This window comes from Kitasatospora sp. NPDC088779 (genome assembly GCF_040685395.1).
GTDB lineage: Bacteria > Actinomycetota > Actinomycetes > Streptomycetales > Streptomycetaceae > Kitasatospora.
This window is the reverse complement of sequence record NZ_JBFBHW010000011.1, coordinates 53,901-73,020: the sequence shown is the minus strand read 5'-3', so window position 1 is coordinate 73,020 and position 19,120 is coordinate 53,901. Positions and strand designations below refer to the sequence as shown.

General features: G+C 71.8%; 15 protein-coding genes. 14 read left to right on the top strand and 1 reads right to left on the bottom strand.

Annotated features, from left to right (window positions below):
- The first annotated feature begins 29 nt into the window (after positions 1 to 29).
- From AB0P03_RS12840 to AB0P03_RS12780, 13 genes are all read left to right on the top strand, one after another.
- Positions 30 to 1,595: a UDP-N-acetylmuramoyl-L-alanyl-D-glutamate--2,6-diaminopimelate ligase gene (locus tag AB0P03_RS12840; RefSeq protein ID WP_363628778.1), complete on the top strand. Its 1,566-nt coding sequence runs from the start codon at positions 30 to 32 to the stop codon at positions 1,593 to 1,595.
- Positions 1,592 to 2,995, top strand: a complete 1,404-nt coding sequence (gene murF / locus AB0P03_RS12835) for a UDP-N-acetylmuramoyl-tripeptide--D-alanyl-D-alanine ligase (RefSeq protein WP_363582926.1) — start codon at positions 1,592 to 1,594, stop codon at positions 2,993 to 2,995. The genes AB0P03_RS12840 and murF overlap by 4 nt, the downstream gene beginning before the upstream one ends.
- Positions 2,995 to 4,056, top strand: a complete 1,062-nt coding sequence (gene mraY, locus AB0P03_RS12830) for a phospho-N-acetylmuramoyl-pentapeptide-transferase (protein WP_350884360.1) — start codon at positions 2,995 to 2,997, stop codon at positions 4,054 to 4,056. The genes murF and mraY overlap by 1 nt, the downstream gene beginning before the upstream one ends.
- A complete protein-coding gene (murD, locus tag AB0P03_RS12825) occupies positions 4,053 to 5,540 on the top strand; it encodes a UDP-N-acetylmuramoyl-L-alanine--D-glutamate ligase (protein WP_363628777.1) in 1,488 nt (495 codons plus the stop codon). The genes mraY and murD overlap by 4 nt, the downstream gene beginning before the upstream one ends.
- 173 nt (positions 5,541 to 5,713) lie before the next feature.
- Complete coding sequence (gene ftsW / locus AB0P03_RS12820; RefSeq protein ID WP_350884436.1) at positions 5,714 to 6,979, top strand: putative lipid II flippase FtsW; 1,266 nt, start codon at positions 5,714 to 5,716, stop codon at positions 6,977 to 6,979.
- Positions 6,980 to 6,985: 6 nt separating this feature from the next.
- On the top strand, positions 6,986 to 8,092 hold the full coding sequence (murG, locus tag AB0P03_RS12815) for an undecaprenyldiphospho-muramoylpentapeptide beta-N-acetylglucosaminyltransferase (RefSeq protein ID WP_063347235.1): 1,107 nt from the start codon (positions 6,986 to 6,988) through the stop codon (positions 8,090 to 8,092).
- Entirely contained in the window at positions 8,085 to 8,861 is a 777-nt protein-coding gene (locus tag AB0P03_RS12810; RefSeq protein ID WP_363582922.1) for an FtsQ-type POTRA domain-containing protein, read from the top strand. The genes murG and AB0P03_RS12810 overlap by 8 nt, the downstream gene beginning before the upstream one ends.
- Before the next feature lie 363 nt (positions 8,862 to 9,224).
- A complete protein-coding gene (gene ftsZ / locus AB0P03_RS12805; RefSeq protein WP_363582920.1) occupies positions 9,225 to 10,439 on the top strand; it encodes a cell division protein FtsZ in 1,215 nt (404 codons plus the stop codon).
- On the top strand, positions 10,436 to 11,167 hold the full coding sequence (pgeF, locus tag AB0P03_RS12800) for a peptidoglycan editing factor PgeF (RefSeq protein WP_363582918.1): 732 nt from the start codon (positions 10,436 to 10,438) through the stop codon (positions 11,165 to 11,167). Before ftsZ ends, pgeF begins: the two co-directional genes overlap by 4 nt.
- A gap of 71 nt (positions 11,168 to 11,238) precedes the next feature.
- Complete coding sequence (locus AB0P03_RS12795; RefSeq protein ID WP_063351048.1) at positions 11,239 to 11,973, top strand: YggS family pyridoxal phosphate-dependent enzyme; 735 nt, start codon at positions 11,239 to 11,241, stop codon at positions 11,971 to 11,973.
- A 303-nt stretch (positions 11,974 to 12,276) separates the two neighbouring features.
- On the top strand, positions 12,277 to 12,879 hold the full coding sequence (gene sepF / locus AB0P03_RS12790) for a cell division protein SepF (RefSeq protein WP_031071810.1): 603 nt from the start codon (positions 12,277 to 12,279) through the stop codon (positions 12,877 to 12,879).
- A 99-nt stretch (positions 12,880 to 12,978) separates the two neighbouring features.
- Entirely contained in the window at positions 12,979 to 13,260 is a 282-nt protein-coding gene (locus AB0P03_RS12785; RefSeq protein WP_063347232.1) for a YggT family protein, read from the top strand.
- Positions 13,261 to 13,319: 59 nt separating this feature from the next.
- Entirely contained in the window at positions 13,320 to 14,660 is a 1,341-nt protein-coding gene (locus tag AB0P03_RS12780) for a DivIVA domain-containing protein (protein WP_363628775.1), read from the top strand.
- 185 nt (positions 14,661 to 14,845) lie between these two features.
- Here the strand turns inward: AB0P03_RS12780 and ileS are convergent, their stop codons facing one another.
- Positions 14,846 to 17,974 (bottom strand): isoleucine--tRNA ligase, encoded by a 3,129-nt coding sequence (ileS, locus tag AB0P03_RS12775; protein ID WP_363628774.1) that lies wholly within the window; start codon positions 17,972 to 17,974, stop codon positions 14,846 to 14,848.
- A 641-nt stretch (positions 17,975 to 18,615) separates the two neighbouring features.
- On the opposite strand from ileS, the gene AB0P03_RS12770 reads away from it, so the two are divergent.
- Positions 18,616 to 19,083 (top strand): TraR/DksA family transcriptional regulator, encoded by a 468-nt coding sequence (locus AB0P03_RS12770; RefSeq protein WP_244293330.1) that lies wholly within the window; start codon positions 18,616 to 18,618, stop codon positions 19,081 to 19,083.
- Positions 19,084 to 19,120: the final 37 nt, after the last annotated feature.

Genomic DNA, 19,120 nt, shown 5'->3' with positions numbered 1-19,120 from the left:
GACACCCTTCGGCGGATAGCCTTCCCGCCGTGCCGAAACCCGATCAAATCACCGTGAGTCCGCCCCGCCCGGCCGGGACCGCCGCCCTGCCGCTCGCCGAACTGGCCCGCCAGCTGGGCCTCGATCCCGTCGAGGGGGGCCTCGTCAGCGGCGTCACCCACGACTCCCGGGCGGTGCGCCCCGGCGACGTGTACGTGGCCTTCCCCGGCGCCAACCACCACGGCGCGGCCTTCGCGGCCCAGGCCGCGGCGGCGGGCGCGGCGGCGCTGCTCACCGACCCGGCCGGCGCCGAGCTGGCGGCCGGCACCGGCCTGCCGCTGCTGGTCGTCGACCGGCCGCGGGCCCGGATGGGCGAGCTCGCGGCAGCCGTCTACGGCCGCCCCTCCGAGCGGCTGCTGATGATCGGGCTGACCGGCACCAACGGCAAGACCACCACGTCCTACCTGGTCGAGGGCGGCCTGCTCGGCGCCGGGCGCGCCCCCGGGGTGATCGGCACCGTCGAGATGCGGGTCGGCGACGAGCGGATCAAGAGCGAGCGCACCACCCCCGAGGCCACCGACCTGCACGCGATCCTCGGCGTGATGGCCGAGCGCGGCGCGGACGCGGTGACCATGGAGGTCTCCAGCCACGCGCTGGTCTACGGCCGCACCGACGGGGTGACGTACGACGTCTCCCTGTTCAACAACCTCACCCCCGAGCACCTCGACTTCCACCCGGACATGGAGGACTACTTCCAGGCGAAGGCCCGGCTCTTCCAGCCCGGCAAGTCCCGCCACGGCGTGGTCAACGTGGACGACGAGTACGGCCGCCGGCTGGCCGCCGAGGCCAAGATCCCGGTGACCACCTTCTCCGCCACCGGCGCCGTCGAGGCCGACTGGCGGGCCGTGGACGTCCAGCTCGGCCCGGTCGGCTCCACCTTCCGGGTGCTCGGCCCGGACGGCGCCGCGGCCGACGCGGCCGTGCCGCTGCCCGGCCCGTTCAACGTGGCCAACGCGCTCGCCGCGATCACCCTGCTGGTCGCCGCCGGCCTGCCGCTGGAGCGGGCCGTGGCCGGCGTCGCCGCGGTGCCCGGCGTGCCGGGCCGGCTGGAGCGGGTGGACGCCGGGCAGGCGTTCGTCGCCGTGGTCGACTACGCGCACAAGCCGGACGCCCTCCAGGCCGTCCTCGGCTCGCTGCGCGAGGTCACCAAGGGCCGGCTGCACGTCGTCGTCGGCTGCGGCGGAGACCGGGACCCGCACAAGCGCGGCCCGATGGGCGCCATCGCCGCCCGGCTCGCCGACACCGCCCTGCTGACCAGCGACAACCCGCGCAGCGAAGACCCGCTGGCGATCCTCGCCAGCATGCTGACCGGCGCCGCCGCGGTGCCCGAGGCCGAGCGCGGGACCGTCCTGGTCGTCCCCGACCGGGCCGAGGCGATCCGGATCGCCGTCGCCCGCGCCCACGCCGGGGACACCGTGCTGGTGGCCGGCAAGGGCCACGAACTTGGCCAGTACGTACGAGACGAGATCCGCCCCTTCGACGACCGGGAGGTGCTGCGCGAATCCATCACGCAGACCACGGCCGCCCGGGGCGACCGAGGAGTAGAGCAGCAGTGATCGCACTGACCCTCGCCGAGGTGGCCGCCGCAGTCGGGGGCACCCTGGACGGCGCCGACCCCGGCGCCCTGGTGACCGGCCCGGTCGAGGTCGACTCGCGGAAGGTGCGCCCCGGCGGCCTGTTCGCGGCCTTCGTCGGCGAGCGCGTGGACGGCCACGACTACGCGGACGTCGCGGTCGGGGCCGGCGCCGTCGCGGTGCTGGCCGACCGCCCGGTCGGCGTGCCCGCCGTCCTGGTCGACAGTGTGGTGGACGCGCTCGGCAAGCTGGCCCGGGCCGTGGTCGCCCGCGCCGAGGGCACCGCCGTCGTCGCGCTGACCGGCTCGGCCGGCAAGACCAGCACCAAGGACCTGATCGCCCAGCTGCTGCAGCGCCTCGGCGACACGGTCTACCCGCCCGGCTCGCTCAACAACGAGATCGGCCACCCGATGACCGCGCTGCGGGTCGAGCCCGGCACCCGGCACCTGGTCATGGAGATGGGCGCCCGGCACAAGGGCGACATCGAGTACCTCACCTCGATCACGCCGCCCCGGATCGGAGTGGTGCTGAACGTCGGCACCGCGCACGTCGGCGAGTTCGGCTCGCAGGAGGCGATCGCCGAGGCCAAGGGCGAACTCGTCGAGGCGCTGCCCGCCGACGGCGCCGCGATCCTCAACGCGGACGACCGGCTGGTGCGCGCGATGGCCGGCCGTACCAGGGCGAAGGTGGTCCTGTTCGGGGAATCCCCGGATGCCCACGTCCGGGCGACGAACGTTCGGCTGGACGCCGCCGGACGGCCATCCTTCACGCTCACCACCCCGGCCGGTTCCGCGCCCGTGCAGCTGCGCCTGTACGGTGAGCACCACGTCTCGAACGCCCTCGCCGCCGCTGCGGTGGCGGTGGAGCTCGGGATGTCCGTCGACGACACCGCGACCGCCCTGGGCGAAGCGGGTGCGCTGTCCCGCTGGCGCATGGAGGTCGTCGACCGGGCCGATGGTGTCACCGTCGTCAACGACGCCTACAACGCGAACCCCGACTCGATGCGGGCCGCGTTGCGGGCGCTGGTCTCGATGGGGGGACGCGGCCCGGAGCGCCGCCGCACCTGGGCGGTGCTCGGCGAGATGCGGGAGCTCGGCGAGGAGAGCCTGGCCGAGCACGACGCCATCGGGCGGCTCGCCGTCCGACTGGACGTCACCAAGCTGGTGGCGGTCGGTGGACGCGAGGCGGCCTGCATGGAACTCGGCGCGAGGAACGAAGGTTCGTGGGGTGAGGAGTCGGTGCTGGTGTCCGACGCGGACGCGGCGGTCGAGCTGCTGCGCAGTCAACTTCGGCCGGGGGATGTGGTCCTGGTGAAGGCGTCCCGTTCGGTGGGGCTGGAGAAGGTGGCCGAGGCCCTCCTCTCGGACGGTGTGGCCGCGTAATGAAGCAGATCCTCTTCTCCGGCATGATCGGCCTGATCCTGTCGCTGGTCGGTACCCCCGCCCTGATCAAGCTGCTCGCCCGGCAGGGCTACGGCCAGTACATCCGCGACGACGGGCCGAAGGCGCACCACAGCAAGAAGGGCACGCCCACCATGGGCGGCATCGCCTTCATCCTGGCGACCCTGATCGCCTACTTCGGGACCAAGGCGATAACGGGCGAGAGCCCGACGGCCTCCGGCCTGCTGGTGCTCTTCCTGACGACCGGTCTGGGCCTGGTCGGCTTCCTGGACGACTACATCAAGGTGGTCAAGCGCCGCTCGCTCGGTCTGCGGGCCAAGGCGAAGCTGGCCGGCCAGTCCATCGTCGGCCTGGCCTTCGCCGTGCTGGCGCTGCAGTTCCAGGACGACCGCGGGCTCACCCCGGCGTCCCAGCACCTGTCCTTCGTCCGGGACTACGGCTGGTCGATCGGCCCCGTGCTGTTCGTCATCTTCGCCTACTTCATGATCGCCGCGACCTCCAACGGCGTGAACCTGACGGACGGTCTGGACGGCCTCGCCACCGGTGCCTCGGTGATGGCCTTCGGCGCCTACACCTTCATCGGCGTCTGGGAGTACGGGCAGAGCTGCGCCTACTCCGTCACCGCGACCGTCAGCTGCTACGACGTCCGCGACCCGCTGGACCTCGCGGTGGTCGCCGCCGCCCTGATGGGCTCCTGCTTCGGCTTCCTCTGGTGGAACACCTCGCCCGCCAAGATCTTCATGGGCGACACCGGCTCGCTCGCCCTCGGCGGCGCCCTGGCCGGTCTGGCGATCTGCTCGCGCACCGAGCTGCTGCTGATCCTGCTCGGCGGCCTCTTCATGATCATCACCCTGTCGGTGATCATCCAGGTCGGCTCGTTCCGGATGACCGGCAAGCGCGTCTTCAAGATGGCGCCACTGCAGCACCACTTCGAACTCAAGGGCTGGAGCGAAGTCCTGGTCGTGGTCCGGTTCTGGATCATCCAGGGACTCTGCGTGGCCGTCGGCCTCGGCCTCTTCTACGCGGGATACCGGACCGGATGACGAACCCTGACTTTGCGAACCTGCCCGTCGTCGTCGCCGGGCTCGGCGTCTCCGGCATCAGCGCCGCGCGCGTCCTGCACGGCCTCGGCGCCCACGTCACCGTGGTGGACGGCGGCAGCGGCGCGGGCCTGACCGCCCGGGCCGCCGAGCTGGAGGCGCTCGGCGTCACCGTCCGCCTCGGCGACGGCGACAGCCTGCCCGAGGGCACCCGGCTGGTCGTCACCTCGCCCGGCTGGGCGCCCGACCGCCCGCTGTTCGCCGCCGCCGCGGCGGCCGGCATCGAGGTCTGGGGCGACGTCGAACTCGCCTGGCGCCTGCGCCGGCCGCTGCCCGCCACCGGCGAGCCCGCCCCCTGGCTGGCCGTCACCGGCACCAACGGCAAGACCACCACCGTCCAGATGCTCGCCTCGATCCTCACCGCCGCCGGGAAGCGCACCGCCGCCGTCGGCAACGTCGGGGTGTCGGTCCTGGACGCGGTCCTCGCCGAGGAGCCGTACGACGTGCTCGCCGTCGAGCTCTCCAGCTACCAGCTGCACTGGGCGCCCTCGCTGCGCCCGCACTCGGCGGTCGTGCTCAACCTGGCCCCCGACCACCTCGACTGGCACGGCTCGATGGAGGCGTACGCCGCCGACAAGGGCCGGATCTACCAGGGCAACACCGTCGCCTGCGTGTACAACCTGGCCGACCCGGCCACCGAGGCGCTGGTCCGCGAGGCCGACGTCGAGGAGGGCTGCCGGGCGATCGGCTTCGGCCTCGGCGCGCCCGCCCTGTCGAACCTCGGGGTGGTGGACGGGCTGCTGGTGGACCGCGCGTTCGTGGCCGACCGGGCCAAGAACGCGGCCGAGCTGGGCACCGTCGAGGACGTCAGCCCACCCGTCGCCCACCACCACCCTTCCGAGGAGGGCGCTGCGCGCCGTCCTGCCGCCCCGCACAACATCGCCAACGCGCTCGCCGCGGCGGCGCTGGCCCGGGCGTACGGCGTCGAGCCGAAGGCCGTCCGGGAGGGCCTGCGGGCCTTCCGCCCGGACGCCCACCGGATCGCCGAGGTCGGCGTGGTCGGCGAGGTCACCTACGTCGACGACTCCAAGGCCACCAACACCCACGCCGCCGCCGCCTCGCTGGCCGCCTTCCGGCCGGTCGTCTGGATCGCCGGCGGCCTGGCCAAGGGCGCGACCTTCGACGACCTGGTCCAGGGCGCGGCCGGGCGGCTGCGCGCCGCCGTGCTGATCGGCGAGGACCGCGCGCTGATCCGGGAGGCGCTGGAGCGACACGCTCCGGATGTCCCGGTGATCGAGGCGGCCGAGGGCCAGACTGGCGCGGTGGCGATGGCGGAGGTCGTCCGGACGGCCGCCTCGCTCGCCCGGCCGGGTGACACGGTGCTGCTGGCACCGGCCTGCGCCTCGATGGACATGTTCACCAACTACGGCGAGCGCGGCGACCTCTTCGCCGCCGCGGTCCGGCAGCTGGCGGACCGCGGGGAGTGAGCCGAAGGGCCGTACCGGGCCGGAGCGGCCCGGCGGCGGGTGAGCCGTGAAGAGAGAGTGAGCGGGGAGTGGCTGGGCAGGGCAGGGCGGGTTCCGGAGCACCGGAGCGGGAGGCCGCCGAGCCGTGGCGCGTGATCTCGGCCACCACGACCAAGTACAAGTCGGCCGGACCGCTGGCCCGGGTACGGGCCTTCCGGTACCGGGTGCGGTACTGGCTGGACCGGCCGCTCACGCCCTACCTGCTCGTCATCGGCACGACGCTGCTGCTGGTGGTGCTCGGCCTGATGATGGTCTTCTCGGCCTCGCAGATCCTCGCCCTGGGCCAGCACCACTCGGCGCAGTACTACTTCCTCAAGCAGCTGATCGCGGCCATCCTCGGCCTGGTCCTGCTGATCGGCTTCGCCTCCGTGCCGCTGGCGGTGCTGCGGGTGATCGTCTACCCGGTGATGTTCGGGGTGATCGGCGCGCTCGCGCTGGTCGCCGTACCCGGCATCGGGGTGCGGATCAACGGCAACCAGAACTGGCTGGACTTCGGCTTCTTCCAGTTCCAGCCCTCGGAGTTCGCCAAGCTCGCGCTGGTGCTCTGGGGCGCCGACCTGCTCGCCCGCAAGCAGAAGGCCGGCACCCTCACCACCTGGAAGCACCTGCTCGTCCCGCTGGTGCCGGGCGCCCTGCTGCTGCTCGCGCTGATCATGCTCGGCGGCGACATGGGCACCTCGATGATCCTGGTGGCGATGCTGTTCGCGCTGCTCTGGATGGTCGGCGCGCCGCTGCGGCTGTTCGTGGCCACCGTCGGGGTGGCCGTGGTCGTCTGCACCGCGCTGGTGATCACCGTCCCGCACCGGGCGGAGCGCCTGGGCTGCATCGGCGTCACCAAGCCCGACCCGGACGGGGCCTGCTTCCAGGCGCTGCACGGCGTGTACTCGTTCGCGCTCGGCGGAGGCTTCGGCACCGGTCTCGGTGCCGGCGTGGAGAAATGGGGCCAGCTGCCCGAGGCGCACACCGACTTCATCTTCGCCGCGACCGGCGAGGAACTGGGCCTGGTGGGGACGCTGTCGGTGATCGGTCTCTTCGCGGCACTAGGCTACGCGGGTATCCGTGTGGCCATCGGTACGAAGGACCCCTTCGTCAGGTACGCCGCGGGAGCCGCCACCACCTGGATCATGGCGCAGGCCATGATCAACCTGGGGTCGGCGCTGGGACTGCTGCCTATCGCGGGCGTCCCGCTCCCGCTGTTCTCCTACGGCGGTTCCGCCATGCTGTCGGCCATGTCCGCGATCGGTGTGCTGCTGTGCCTGGCGCGCAGCACCTCGGGCGCGAAGGCGGCGCTGGCCGCCCGGAGCAAGAACTCCCGGATCAGGAGACGACTGGCCCGGGTGCTGCCACGACGACGAACCACAGCGCGCCCGGCCCCGGGGCCGGCACGCAGGGAGCGGTGAATTTCGGTGCATGTCGTACTCGCCGGCGGGGGGACCGCCGGTCACATCGAGCCGGCGCTGGCCCTCGCGGACGCCCTCCGCAGGCACGACCCGTCCATCGGGATCACCGCCCTGGGAACCGAGCGCGGACTGGAGACCCGGCTGGTGCCGGAACGCGGCTACCAGCTGGAGCTGATTCCGGCCGTCCCGCTGCCCCGCAAGCCCACCCCCGAGCTGATCACCGTCCCCGGCCGGCTGCGCGGCACCGTCCGGGCCGCCCAGGAGATCATCGAGCGGGTCAACGCGGACGCCGTGGTCGGCTTCGGCGGCTACGTCGCGATGCCCGCCTACCTGGCCGCCAAGCGGGCCGGCGTGCCGATCGTGGTGCACGAGGCGAACGCCCGTCCGGGCCTGGCCAACAAGATCGGCGCCCGCTACACGGACTTCGTCGCGGTCTCCACGCCGGACAGCAAGCTGCGCGACTCCCGGTACATCGGCATCCCGCTGCGCCGGACCATCGCCACCCTGGACCGGGGCGCCGCCAGGCCGGAGGCCCGGCACTACTTCGGCCTCGACCAGCGGCTGCCCACCCTGCTGGTCTCCGGCGGGTCCCAGGGCGCGCGCCGGCTCAACGAGGTGGTCACCGCGATCGCCCCGCGGCTCCAGCAGTACGGCGTGCAGATCCTGCACGCCGTCGGCCCGAAGAACGAGCTGCCGCAGGTCGAGGACATCCCCGGGATGCCGCCGTACCGCGCGGTGCCGTACGTCGACCGGATGGACCTCGCCTACGCGGCGGCGGACCTGATGCTCTGCCGGGCCGGCGCCATGACCGTCGCCGAGCTGGCCGCCGTCGGGCTGCCCGCCGCGTTCGTCCCGCTGCCGATCGGCAACGGCGAGCAGCGGCTGAACGCCCAGCCGATGGTCAAGGCCGGCGGCGGCCTGCTGGTGGACGACGCCGAGCTGACCCCGGAGTGGGTGCTGCAGAACGTGCTGCCGGTGCTCACCGACCCGCAGCGGCTGTGGGACATGAGCCGGGCCGCCGCCGAGTTCGGCCGCCGGGACGCCGACGACCTGCTGGTCGGCATGGTCTACGAGGCGATCCAGGCCTCCCGCGGCGGTCGCCGCCGTGGCTGACGGCCGGCTCGCCGACCCGCTGGAGGAAGAGCTGGAGGCCGAGGAGTCCGCTCCTCGGCTCCGGCTCTCCCGGCGGGGCATCGTGGTGCTGAGCGTGCTCGGCGCCGCGGTGCTGGGCGTGCTGGCCTGGGTGGTGTTCTTCTCCTCGGTGCTGGACGTGCGCGAGGTCGCGGTCCAGGGGCCGAAGGACGAGAAGCTGACGGCGGACCAGGTCCGCGAGGCGATCGGCGGGATCGGTGACGGCCCGCTGGCCAGAGTGGACCTGGACGCCGTCCAGCGCCGGGTGGAGGCGATCCCCCGGGTGGCGAAGGCCGAGGTGTGGCGGGGCTGGCCGCACACCCTGCGGGTGAAGGTCGTCCAGCGCACGGCGGTGGCCGCCGTCAAGGGGGAGGACGGTCAGTTCACCCAGGTGGACGCCGCCGGCGTGAGCTTCGCCACCGAGGCGGCCCCGCCGGAGGGGGTGCCGGTGGTGGAACTGCGGCTCAGTCAGCAGGCCAAGGACGCGGACGGGGTGATCTCCCGTTCGCAGCTGGTTCAGGGCGCGGTGTCGGTGGCCGCCGGACTGCCGCCCGAGGTGGCGAAGCGGGCCGGAGCGGTGCTGGTGCACTCGTACGACGATATTCAGCTGCAGCTCAGCGGGGGTGCGACGGTGCGTTGGGGGAGCCCGGAGCAGACCGACCGCAAGGCCCGGACGCTGGTCGCGTTGATGGCTCAGAAGGGCTCGAACTTCGACGTGAGTGCGCCGGAGGCGCCGGCGGTGTCGGGATGATCCGGTAGGTTCTGTGCCTGAGGGAGGGGTTGACGCTGTGAAGTGTCGGCCCGACCCTTGGTGGTCACCCCGGTTTCATGTGCCGGCCGATGATCACATAGGCTCAAAAGAAAAGGGGAAGCTCGGCGTGTTCGTTGAAACACGTGCCTGGAGCCACCTAGTGTCCTGTGTCACCAGACTGTGCCCCCTGGTGATGTGACGGAGGCACAGGACTAACCCTAAAGGTCAAGTTTAGGGTTGGGGTCGGCGGTCGGCATTTCGGACATTCAGTCGGAAACCAGGCTCCCTACCCATCGACATCCGTCGGTACGATCCCCCGTCGGGTCGGGCCGACCCGGAAATTCGAGGCGAGAGGCCTTCGACGTGGCAGCACCGCAGAACTACCTCGCAGTCATCAAGGTCGTCGGAATCGGCGGCGGTGGTGTCAACGCCATCAACCGGATGATCGAGGTCGGTCTCAAGGGCGTCGAGTTCATCGCGATCAACACCGATGCGCAGGCCCTCCTGATGAGCGACGCCGACGTCAAGCTCGATGTGGGCCGTGAACTCACCCGGGGCCTCGGCGCCGGCGCCAACCCCGAGGTCGGCCGCAAGGCCGCCGAGGACCACCGCGAGGAGATCGAGGAGGTCCTCAAGGGGGCCGACATGGTCTTCGTCACCGCGGGTGAGGGTGGTGGCACGGGCACGGGCGGCGCGCCCGTGGTCGCCAACATCGCCCGTTCGCTCGGCGCCCTGACCATCGGCGTGGTCACCCGCCCCTTCACCTTCGAGGGCCGCCGCCGCGCCAACCAGGCCGAGGACGGCATCGCGAGCCTGCGCGAAGAGGTCGACACCCTCATCGTGATCCCCAACGACCGGCTGCTGTCCATCTCGGACCGCCAGGTCAGCGTGCTCGACGCGTTCCGCTCGGCCGACCAGGTCCTGCTCTCCGGTGTCCAGGGCATCACCGACCTGATCACCACCCCCGGCCTGATCAACCTCGACTTCGCCGACGTCAAGTCCGTCATGTCGGAGGCCGGTTCGGCGCTCATGGGCATCGGTTCGGCCCGCGGCGAGGACCGTGCCAAGGCGGCCGCCGTGATGGCGATCTCCTCGCCGCTGCTGGAGGCCTCGATCGACGGCGCCCGCGGCGTGCTGCTCTCCATCTCGGGCGGCTCCGACCTCGGCCTGTTCGAGATCAACGAGTCGGCCCAGCTGGTCAGCGAGGCCGCGCACCCCGAGGCCAACATCATCTTCGGCGCGGTCATCGACGACGCGCTCGGCGACGAGGTCCGGGTCACCGTCATCGCGGCCGGCTTCGACGGCGGGCAGCCGCCGGCGATCGTCCGCGACCCGGTGGTCAAGGCCACCCCCGCCGCGTCGGCCACGCCGCCGGCCGCCCCGGAGCGCCCGGCCACCCGGCCGTCCTACGGGAGCATCGGCTCGGTGACGTCGCGTTCGGAGGGGGAGACCCACGCCGCGCCGCGCGCCACCGAGACCGTGACCACCGCCCCGGTGCCGCCGCAGGTGCAGCCGGTCCGGCAGCCGTTCGTCGAGAGCCCGGCGGAGGAGCTCGACGTCCCGGATTTCCTTAAGTGATCGATCACGCCGTACGCGCGGGTGCTCACTTCGCCTTCACCGACAGGTGGGGCGGGGTGAGCACTTCGCCGTACGGGGAGCTCAACCTCGGCGGGGCGGTGGGGGACGACCCGGAGACCGTCCGGGAGAACCGGGCGATCGCCGCCGGGGAGCTCGGGCTCGACCCGGCCGACGTGGTCTGGATGAACCAGGTGCACGGCGCGCGGGTCGCCGTGGTGACGCAGCGCCAGTCGCCGGGGGACGTCCCCACGGTGGACGCGGTGGTCACCGACCGGCCGCTCGCGCTCGCCGTCCTGACCGCCGACTGCACTCCGGTGCTGCTGGCCGACCCGGTGGCGGGTGTGGTGGGCGCGGCCCACGCGGGCCGGCCCGGGCTGGCGGCCGGGGTGGTGCCCGCGGTCCTGCGGGCGATGGTCGAACTGGGGGCCGAACCCGGCCGGATCGCCGCGGCCACCGGCCCGTCGGTCTGCGGCCGGTGCTACGAGGTGCCGGCCGACCTGCGGGCGGAGGTCGCCGCGGTGGTGCCCGCCGCGTTCGCCGAGACCTCCTGGGGAACACCGGCGCTGGACGTGGCCGAGGGGGTCGCGGCCCAGCTGGCCGCCGCCGGGGTCACCGGGTTGGTGCGGTCACCGGTCTGCACCCTCGAATCCGCGGATCACTACTCCTATCGCCGCGAGCAGCGCACCGGCCGGCTCGCGAGCTACGTCTGGTTGGGCTCTGATCATTGATGACGAACGACATCTACGGACCGTTCCCGGGGAGTCGCGGCGGCCTTCCCGACCAGAGCTGGCTGGAGACCCTGACGGAGGGGCAGCGGGCCCGGTACGAGGAGCTGGGGACCAACCTCGACGTGGTCGAGCGGAGGATCGCCGACGCCTGTGCGGCTGCCGGACGGCCGCGCGACGAGGTCACCCTGGTCGTCGTCACCAAGACCTACCCCGCCGAGGACACCGCGCTGTTGGCCGGACTGGGTGTGACGGATGTCGCGGAGAACCGCGACCAGGACGCCGCACCCAAGGCAGAGCAGTGCAGAAACCTTCCTCTTGACTGGCACTTCGTCGGACAGCTGCAGACCAACAAGGTCCGCTCGGTCGTCCGGTACGCGAACCACGTGCACTCGGTGGACCGGCTGCGGCTGGTCGGGTCGCTCTCCGCGGCGGTGCTCAAGTCCGAGCGCCCGGAGCTGGGTTGCCTGGTGCAGGTGGCCCTGGACAAGGAGCACGGCGAGGGGGCCCACCGGGCCGGAGTCGCCCCGGAGGACGTCGCGGAACTCACGGACGCGATCGCCGACACGCCCGGACTGCGGCTGGACGGTGTGATGACCGTCGCTCCGTTGGCCGGTCCGCTCGCCGGAGACCCGCTCCGTGCCTTCGAGCGGCTGACGGAAATCGCAACCGCAGTACGCACGACCCATCCTGCTGCCACCATGGTCTCCGCGGGAATGAGCGGTGACCTTGAGCAGGCGATTGCCGCCGGGGCGACACATGTGCGCGTCGGAACGGCGGTACTCGGAGTGAGGTCACCCCTCAGGTAACGTCACCGGGTAGTAGATCAGACTGCAGGACAAAATAGGACAGAATCTAGCAGCTCCTCGGAGCGCTAGCGAACCGTGGATCGCAGCTCCGCGGCCCCCACCCCACGAACTCTGACCGGCCGTCGGCCTGACGGGCCGTCGTGGGTGGACCGCGGAATCCGCAGGCAGGGCCGCACGGCCTGGCCGCCGGGACGGAGTCGGTCCGCACGGAGCGAGCAGAGCGAGCGACCATCGGAAGGTGCGCGTTTCGCGAAGCCGCCACCGAGCGCCAGCGAGGTGGCTATGAGCGGAGGAGACAGGAGCATGGCCGGCGCAATGCGCAAGATGGCGGTCTACCTCGGCCTCGTGGAGGACGAGACGTACGACGGTCAGGGGTACGACCCTGACGACGACTACGACGCGGACCCCGAGCCGATTCGAACGGGACAGCGGACCGAGGACATCCCCCGGCCGGCCGCCGCGCCCGCCCCGGTCTCCTCGATCACTCCGCAGCCGGTCCCGGCCGCGGTGCCGATCCGGCAGGAGACCCCGAGGATGGCCCCAGTGTCGTCCATCACACCCGAACGCCGCCACAACCTGGAGAAGAGCGCCCCGGTGATCATGCCCAAGGTAGTGAACGAACGAGAGCCCTACCGCATCACCACGCTGCACCCGCGGACCTACAACGAGGCCCGTACCATCGGGGAACAGTTCCGTGGCGGGACCCCCGTGATCATGAATCTGACCGAGATGGACGACACCGACGCGAAGCGACTCGTAGACTTCGCCGCTGGACTCGTCTTCGGTCTGCACGGCAGTATCGAGCGCGTGACACAGAAGGTGTTCCTGCTGTCGCCTGCTAACGTCGATGTCACGGCGGAGGACAAGGCTCGGATCGCCGAGGGTGGGTTCTTCAACCAGAGCTGACCCGGCCACGACTTTACGTGTGGATCTGATCAACAGTGGATTAGCGACAGGTGACGAGCGGCAGGCCCAAGGGCCCGGAACCGGGGAGAGGGAAACGCGATGGACATCGTGTGGGCGGTGCTCTACTACGCCCTGACCGTCTTCCTGGTGTTCCTGCTCGTGCGACTGGTCATGGACTGGGTCTTCCAGTTCGCGCGTTCGTGGCGGCCCGGCAAGGCCATGGTCCTGGTCCTGGAGGCCACGTACACTGTCACGGATCCGCCGCTCAAGCTTCTTCGGCGGTTCATTCCGCCGTTGCGTTTCGGGGGCGTGGCGCTCGACCTGTCCTTCTTCGTACTGATGATCATTGTGTATGTCCTGATCTCGCTTGTGCGGCCCTAGTCGTAGGTGAGCGATGCGACAGGATGCCGGTGTGCCGACGATCACGTTGAGGTGAAGAGATGCCATTGACCCCCGAGGACGTTCGGAACAAGCAGTTCACGACCGTCCGCCTGCGCGAAGGCTATGACGAGGACGAGGTCGATGCCTTCCTCGACGAGGTCGAAGGAGAGCTGACCCGCCTGCTTCGCGAGAACGAGGACCTGCGCGCCAAGCTGGCCGCCGCGACTCGCGCCGCCGCGCAGAACCAGGCGAACATGCGGAAGGAGCCGCCGCAGGACGCCCGTTCGGGCGCCCCCGTTCCGGCCGCCATATCCGGCCCGCCGGTTCCCGGCCAGCAGGGCCCCGGCCCGCAGCAGCAGCAGATGGGCCCCGGTGGTCCGCAGCAGCAGCAGATGGGCGGCCCGCAGCAGCAGATGGGCAACCAGCCGCTCGGCCTGCCCTCCGGCGCCCCGCAGCTCCCCGCCGGCCCCCAGCAGATGGGCGGCCCGCAGCAGCAGCAGCAGATGAACCAGACCATGGGCGGCCAGCAGCAGCTGGTCCAGCCGATGGGCGGTCAGATGCTCCAGCCCATGGGCGGCCCTGGTGGCCCGCAGCAGATGGGCAACCCGATGGGCCAGGGCATGGGCCAGCAGCAGCAGATGCAGCCGATGGGCGGCCCCATGGGCGGCCCGCAGCAGCAGCAGATGGGCGGCCCCATGGGCGCCCCCATGCAGCAGCAGGGCCCCGGTGGCGACAGTGCCGCCCGCGTCCTGGCGCTCGCTCAGCAGACCGCCGACCAGGCGATCTCGGAGGCCCGTTCCGAGGCCAACAAGATCGTCGGCGAGGCCCGCAGCCGCGCCGAGGGCCTGGAGCGCGACGCCCGTGCCAAGGCCGACGCCCTGGAGCGGGACGCGCAGGAGAAGCACCGCGTCGCGATGGGCTCGCTGGAGTCCGCGCGCGCCACGCTGGAGCGCAAGGTCGAGGACCTGCGGGCGTTCGAGCGCGAGTACCGGACGCGCCTCAAGTCGTACCTGGAGACCCAGCTGCGCCAGCTGGAGTCGCAGGCCGACGACTCGCTCGCCCCGCCGCGGATCCCCGCCACCGCGTCGCTGCCGCCGGCGGCCTCGTCGATGGCTCCGGCCGGTGCCGGTGCGATGAGCGGTGCCCCGGCCTTCGGTGGCAACCAGCCGGCCTTCGGCGGCAACGCGCCGTCGTTCGGCGGGCAGAGCTCCTTCGGCGGCAACCCGCCGGCGCCGAGCTTCGGCGGTCAGGCGTCCGGTGGCAACACCGGCGCGCCGCAGATGCAGCCGGCCGGGATGACGCAGCCGATGGCGGCCGTCCGCCCGCAGCCTCCGCAGCCGATGCAGCAGGCTCCGGCGCCGATGCGGGGCTTCCTGATCGACGAGGACGGCGACAACTGAGGTTGTAGCGAGGCCTTTTGAGAGCGCCCCCTGTTCGACCCGCGGGTCGAACAGGGGGCGCTCTGCTGTGGTGCGGACGAGGGTGGGGGACGGGCGCGCGCGGGGTGGTGACGTCGCTTCGGGGGCGCGCGGGTACGGCGAAGCCGCCGTCGCCCCGGGCGGGGTGACGGCGGCTTCGGAGTCGGTCAGGCCTTGCGGAGCTGGAAGGCGAGGCCGAGGGCTTCGTCGGCGAAGGTCTCGGAGTCCCAGTCGGCCGTGCCGGCGGCGAAGTCGGTGGCCAGGACCTCCTCGGCGACGAGGGGGCCGTGCTCGGCGATGGCCTCGGCGGTCTCCTCGGTGGTGGCCCGCCAGCGCAGGACGATCCGGTCGGCGACGTCGAGACCGGAGTTCTTGCGGGCCTCCTGGATCTGGCGGATGGCGTCGCGGGCGACGCCGAGCCGCTTGAGCTCCGGGGTGATGGCCAGGTCGAGGGCGACGGTGGCGCCGGACTCGTTGGCGACGGCCCAGCCCTCGCGCGGGGTCTCGGTGATGACCACCTCGTCCGGGGAGAGGGCGACCGGCTCGCCGTTCAGCTCGACCGAGGTCTCGCCGTCGGCGCGCAGTTCGGCGGCCAGGCGGGCGGCGTCGGTGGCGGCGACCGCCTTGGCGACGTCCTGCACGCCCTTGCCGAACCGCTTGCCCAGGGCGCGGAAGTTGGCCTTGGCGCTGGTGTCGACGAGCGAGCCGCCGACCTCGGCGAGCGACTCCAGGGTGGAGACGTTGAGCTCCTCGGCGATCTGCGCGCGCAGGTCGGCGGGCAGCTCGTCCCAGCCCTGGGCGGCGATCAGCGCGCGGGACAGCGGCTGACGGGTCTTCACGCCGGACTCGGCGCGGGTGGCCCGGCCGAGCTCCACCAGGCGGCGGACCAGCGCCATGTGCCGGGAGAGGTCGGTGTCGATCAGCGACTCGTCCGCCTGCGGCCAGGTGGCCAGGTGGACCGAGGCCGGGGCGTCCGCGGCGACCGGGACGACCAGGTCCTGCCAGACCTGCTCGGTGATGAACGGGGTCATCGGGGCCATCAGGCGGGTGACCGTCTCCAGCGCCTCGTGCAGGGTGGCGAGCGCGGCCGCGTCGCCCTGCCAGAAGCGGCGGCGGCCGCGGCGGACGTACCAGTTGGACAGGTCGTCGACGAAGCCGGACAGCAGCTTGCCGGCGCGCTGGGTGTCGTACGCCTCGAAGGCGGCGTCGACCTCGCGGACCAGGGTGTTCAGCTCGGAGAGCACCCAGCGGTCCAGCTGCGGGCGGTCGGCCGGGGCCGGATCGGCCGCCGAGGGGGACCAGCCGGCGGTGCGGGCGTACAGGGCCTGGAAGGCGACGGTGTTCCAGTAGGTGAGGAGGGTCTTGCGGACCACCTCCTGGATGGTGCCGTGGCCGACCCGGCGGGCCGACCAGGGCGAACCGCCGGCGGCCATGAACCAGCGGACGGCGTCGGCGCCGTGCTGGTCCATCAGCGGGATCGGCTGCAGGATGTTGCCCAGGTGCTTGGACATCTTGCGGCCGTCCTCGGCCAGGATGTGGCCCAGGCAGACGACGTTCTCGTAGCTGTTCTTGTCGAACACCAGGGTGCCGACCGCCATCAGCGTGTAGAACCAGCCACGGGTCTGGTCGATCGCCTCGGAGATGAACTGCGCCGGGTAGCGCTTCTCGAACAGCTCCTTGTTCTGGTACGGGTAGCCGTACTGGGCGAAGGGCATCGAGCCCGAGTCGTACCAGGCGTCGATGACCTCGGGGACCCGGGTCGAGGTGCCGCCGCACTCGCGGCAGGCGAAGGTCACGTCGTCGATGTACGGGCGGTGCGGGTCGAGCTCGCTCTGGTCGGTGCCGGTGAGCTCGGAGAGCTCGGCCAGCGAGCCGACGCAGGTGAGGTGGCCCTCCTCGCAGCGCCAGATCGGCAGCGGGGTGCCCCAGTAGCGGTTACGGCTGAGCGCCCAGTCGATGTTGTTGTTCAGCCAGTCGCCGAAGCGGCCGTGCTTCACGTTCTCCGGGTACCAGTTGGTGGCCTCGTTCTCCCGGATCAGGGCGTCCTTGACCGCGGTGGTGCGGATGTACCAGGACGGCTGCGCGTAGTAGAGCAGCGCGGTGTGGCAGCGCCAGCAGTGCGGGTAGCTGTGCTCGTACGGGAGGTGGCGGAAGAGCAGGCCGCGCTCCTTGAGGTCCGCGACCAGGGCCTCGTCGGCCTTCTTGAAGAACTGGCCGCCGACCAGCGGGACCTCGGGGGCGAAGGTGCCGTCGGCGAGCACCGGGTTGACCACCGGCAGGCCGTACCTGCGGCAGGTCGCGAGGTCGTCCGCGCCGAAGGCGGGCGACTGGTGGACGATGCCGGTGCCGTCCTCGGTGGTGACGTAGTCGGCGTTGAGGACGTAGTGCGCGTTCTCGATCTCGACCAGGTCGAACGGGCGGCGGTAGGCCCAGCGCTCCATCTCGGCGCCGGTGAAGGACTCGCCGGTGGCCTCCCAGCCCTCGCCGAGGGCCTTGGCGAGCAGCGGCTCGGCGACGACCAGCTTCTCCTCGCCGTCGGTGGCCACCACGTAGGTGACCTCCGGGTGGACGGCGGCGGCGGTGTTGGAGACCAGGGTCCACGGGGTGGTGGTCCAGACCAGCAGCGCGGCCCGGCCGGCCAGCGGGCCGCTGGTCAGCGGGAAGCGGACGAAGACCGAGGGGTCGACGACGGTCTCGTAGCCCTGGGCCAGCTCGTGGTCGGACAGGCCGGTGCCGCAGCGCGGGCACCAGGGGGCGACCCGGTGGTCCTGGACCAGCAGGCCCTTGTCGAAGATCTGCTTGAGCGACCACCAGACGGACTGGACGTACGACGGGTCCATCGTCCGGTAGGCCTCGTCGAGGTCGACCCAGTACCCCATGCGGGTGGTCAGCTCGGTGAAGGCGTCGGTGTGGCGGGTCACCGACTCGCGGCACTTGGCGTTGAACTCGGCGATGCCGTACGCCTCGATGTCCTGCTTGCCGGAGAAGCCCAGCTCCTTCTCGACGGCGAGCTCGACCGGGAGGCCGTGGCAGTCCCAGCCGGCCTTGCGGGCGACGTGGTAGCCCTTCATCGTCCGGAAGCGGGGGAAGACGTCCTTGAAGACGCGGGCCTCGATGTGGTGGGCGCCGGGCATGCCGTTGGCGGTCGGCGGGCCCTCGTAGAAGACCCACTCGGGGCGGCCCTCGGACTGCTCCAGGCTGCGCTGGAAGATCTTGTTGTCCTGCCAGAACGACAGGATCTGGTGTTCGAGGGCGGGCAGGTCCACCTGTGCGGGGACGGAGTTGTAGGTGCTCATCGCGGGCGTCATACCTCCGGCGGATGTGAACGGGATCCGACGGAGGGACGAGACGGCGAGCCGCCCCGCGGTACCACCCTCCTTGGCCGCGGTGCTGCTGCGGCCCTCTTGTTTGGGCTTGCTGCCGGGTCTAGTGGGCCGGCCCGCGCGGTGGCGGGCGGCCGTTCTTCCGGCGGCTCCGGGGTGATCTTCCCGCCGTGCACACCCCCGGGCTCGCACCGTCCCCGGGTCGCTGGTGGCTGCGTACGTCGGTACTCGTCCCATCTGCGCCTTGCAGGGCCAGTGTATCGGCCGGGCGAGTCGGTTTGTCCAAATCGTTTTTCCCCGCGGTGGACGGCCGGGGCGCTCCGGGGCCGGCGGCGGTGGTGGTTAGGCGGGGGTGATCTGGGCACAAGTCTGGTCAGCGCGCGGGGCGTGGCGGCTGGGGCGGCTGCCTGGGTGGGGTCATCATGGGGCATCGGAATGTCATGTTGTGACCGGTTTTGATCGGGATTATCGTTCCGGCACTGGAGGCCGCCGGGAACCGGCGGCTCGATTCGTTCGTAGATGGGGTCGAAGCCATGGCTGAGAAGGCAACCGGCGCGGGTACCGCCACCAAGCGGGCACGCAAGGCCGTGGCGGCCGATCCAGGGGAGGGGACCGTGACCACTACCGCACGGCAGAAGAGCAGCACCGACACCGTCACCGTGCCGCGCGGCGCCGAGTCGGTGGACCCGGCCACGCTGCCGGTCCGGCCCGGCGAGGACCCGTGGACCACCGACGAGGTCCACGAGCTGCACACCGAGCTCATCAGCGAGCTGGAGCGGCTGCAGAACGAGATCGACGCCGCCGAGGCGGCCATCTCCGGCCTGATGCGTGACTCCAACGACGGAGCCGGTGACGACCAGGTGGACGCCGGTACGAAGAACATCTCGCGGGAGAGCGAGCTCGCGCTCGCCAACAACGCCCGGGACAGCCTCGCCCAGACCGAGCGGGCCCTGACCAGGCTGGAGGGCGTCGGCTTCGGCACCTGCGAGTCCTGCGGGCAGGCCATCGGGAAGGCCCGGATGCAGGCCTTCCCCCGGGCCACGCTCTGCGTGCAGTGCAAGGCCAAGCAGGAACGCCGCTGACGCGGCCGACCGGGGCGGCGCAGGGGGTCGGGCTTGC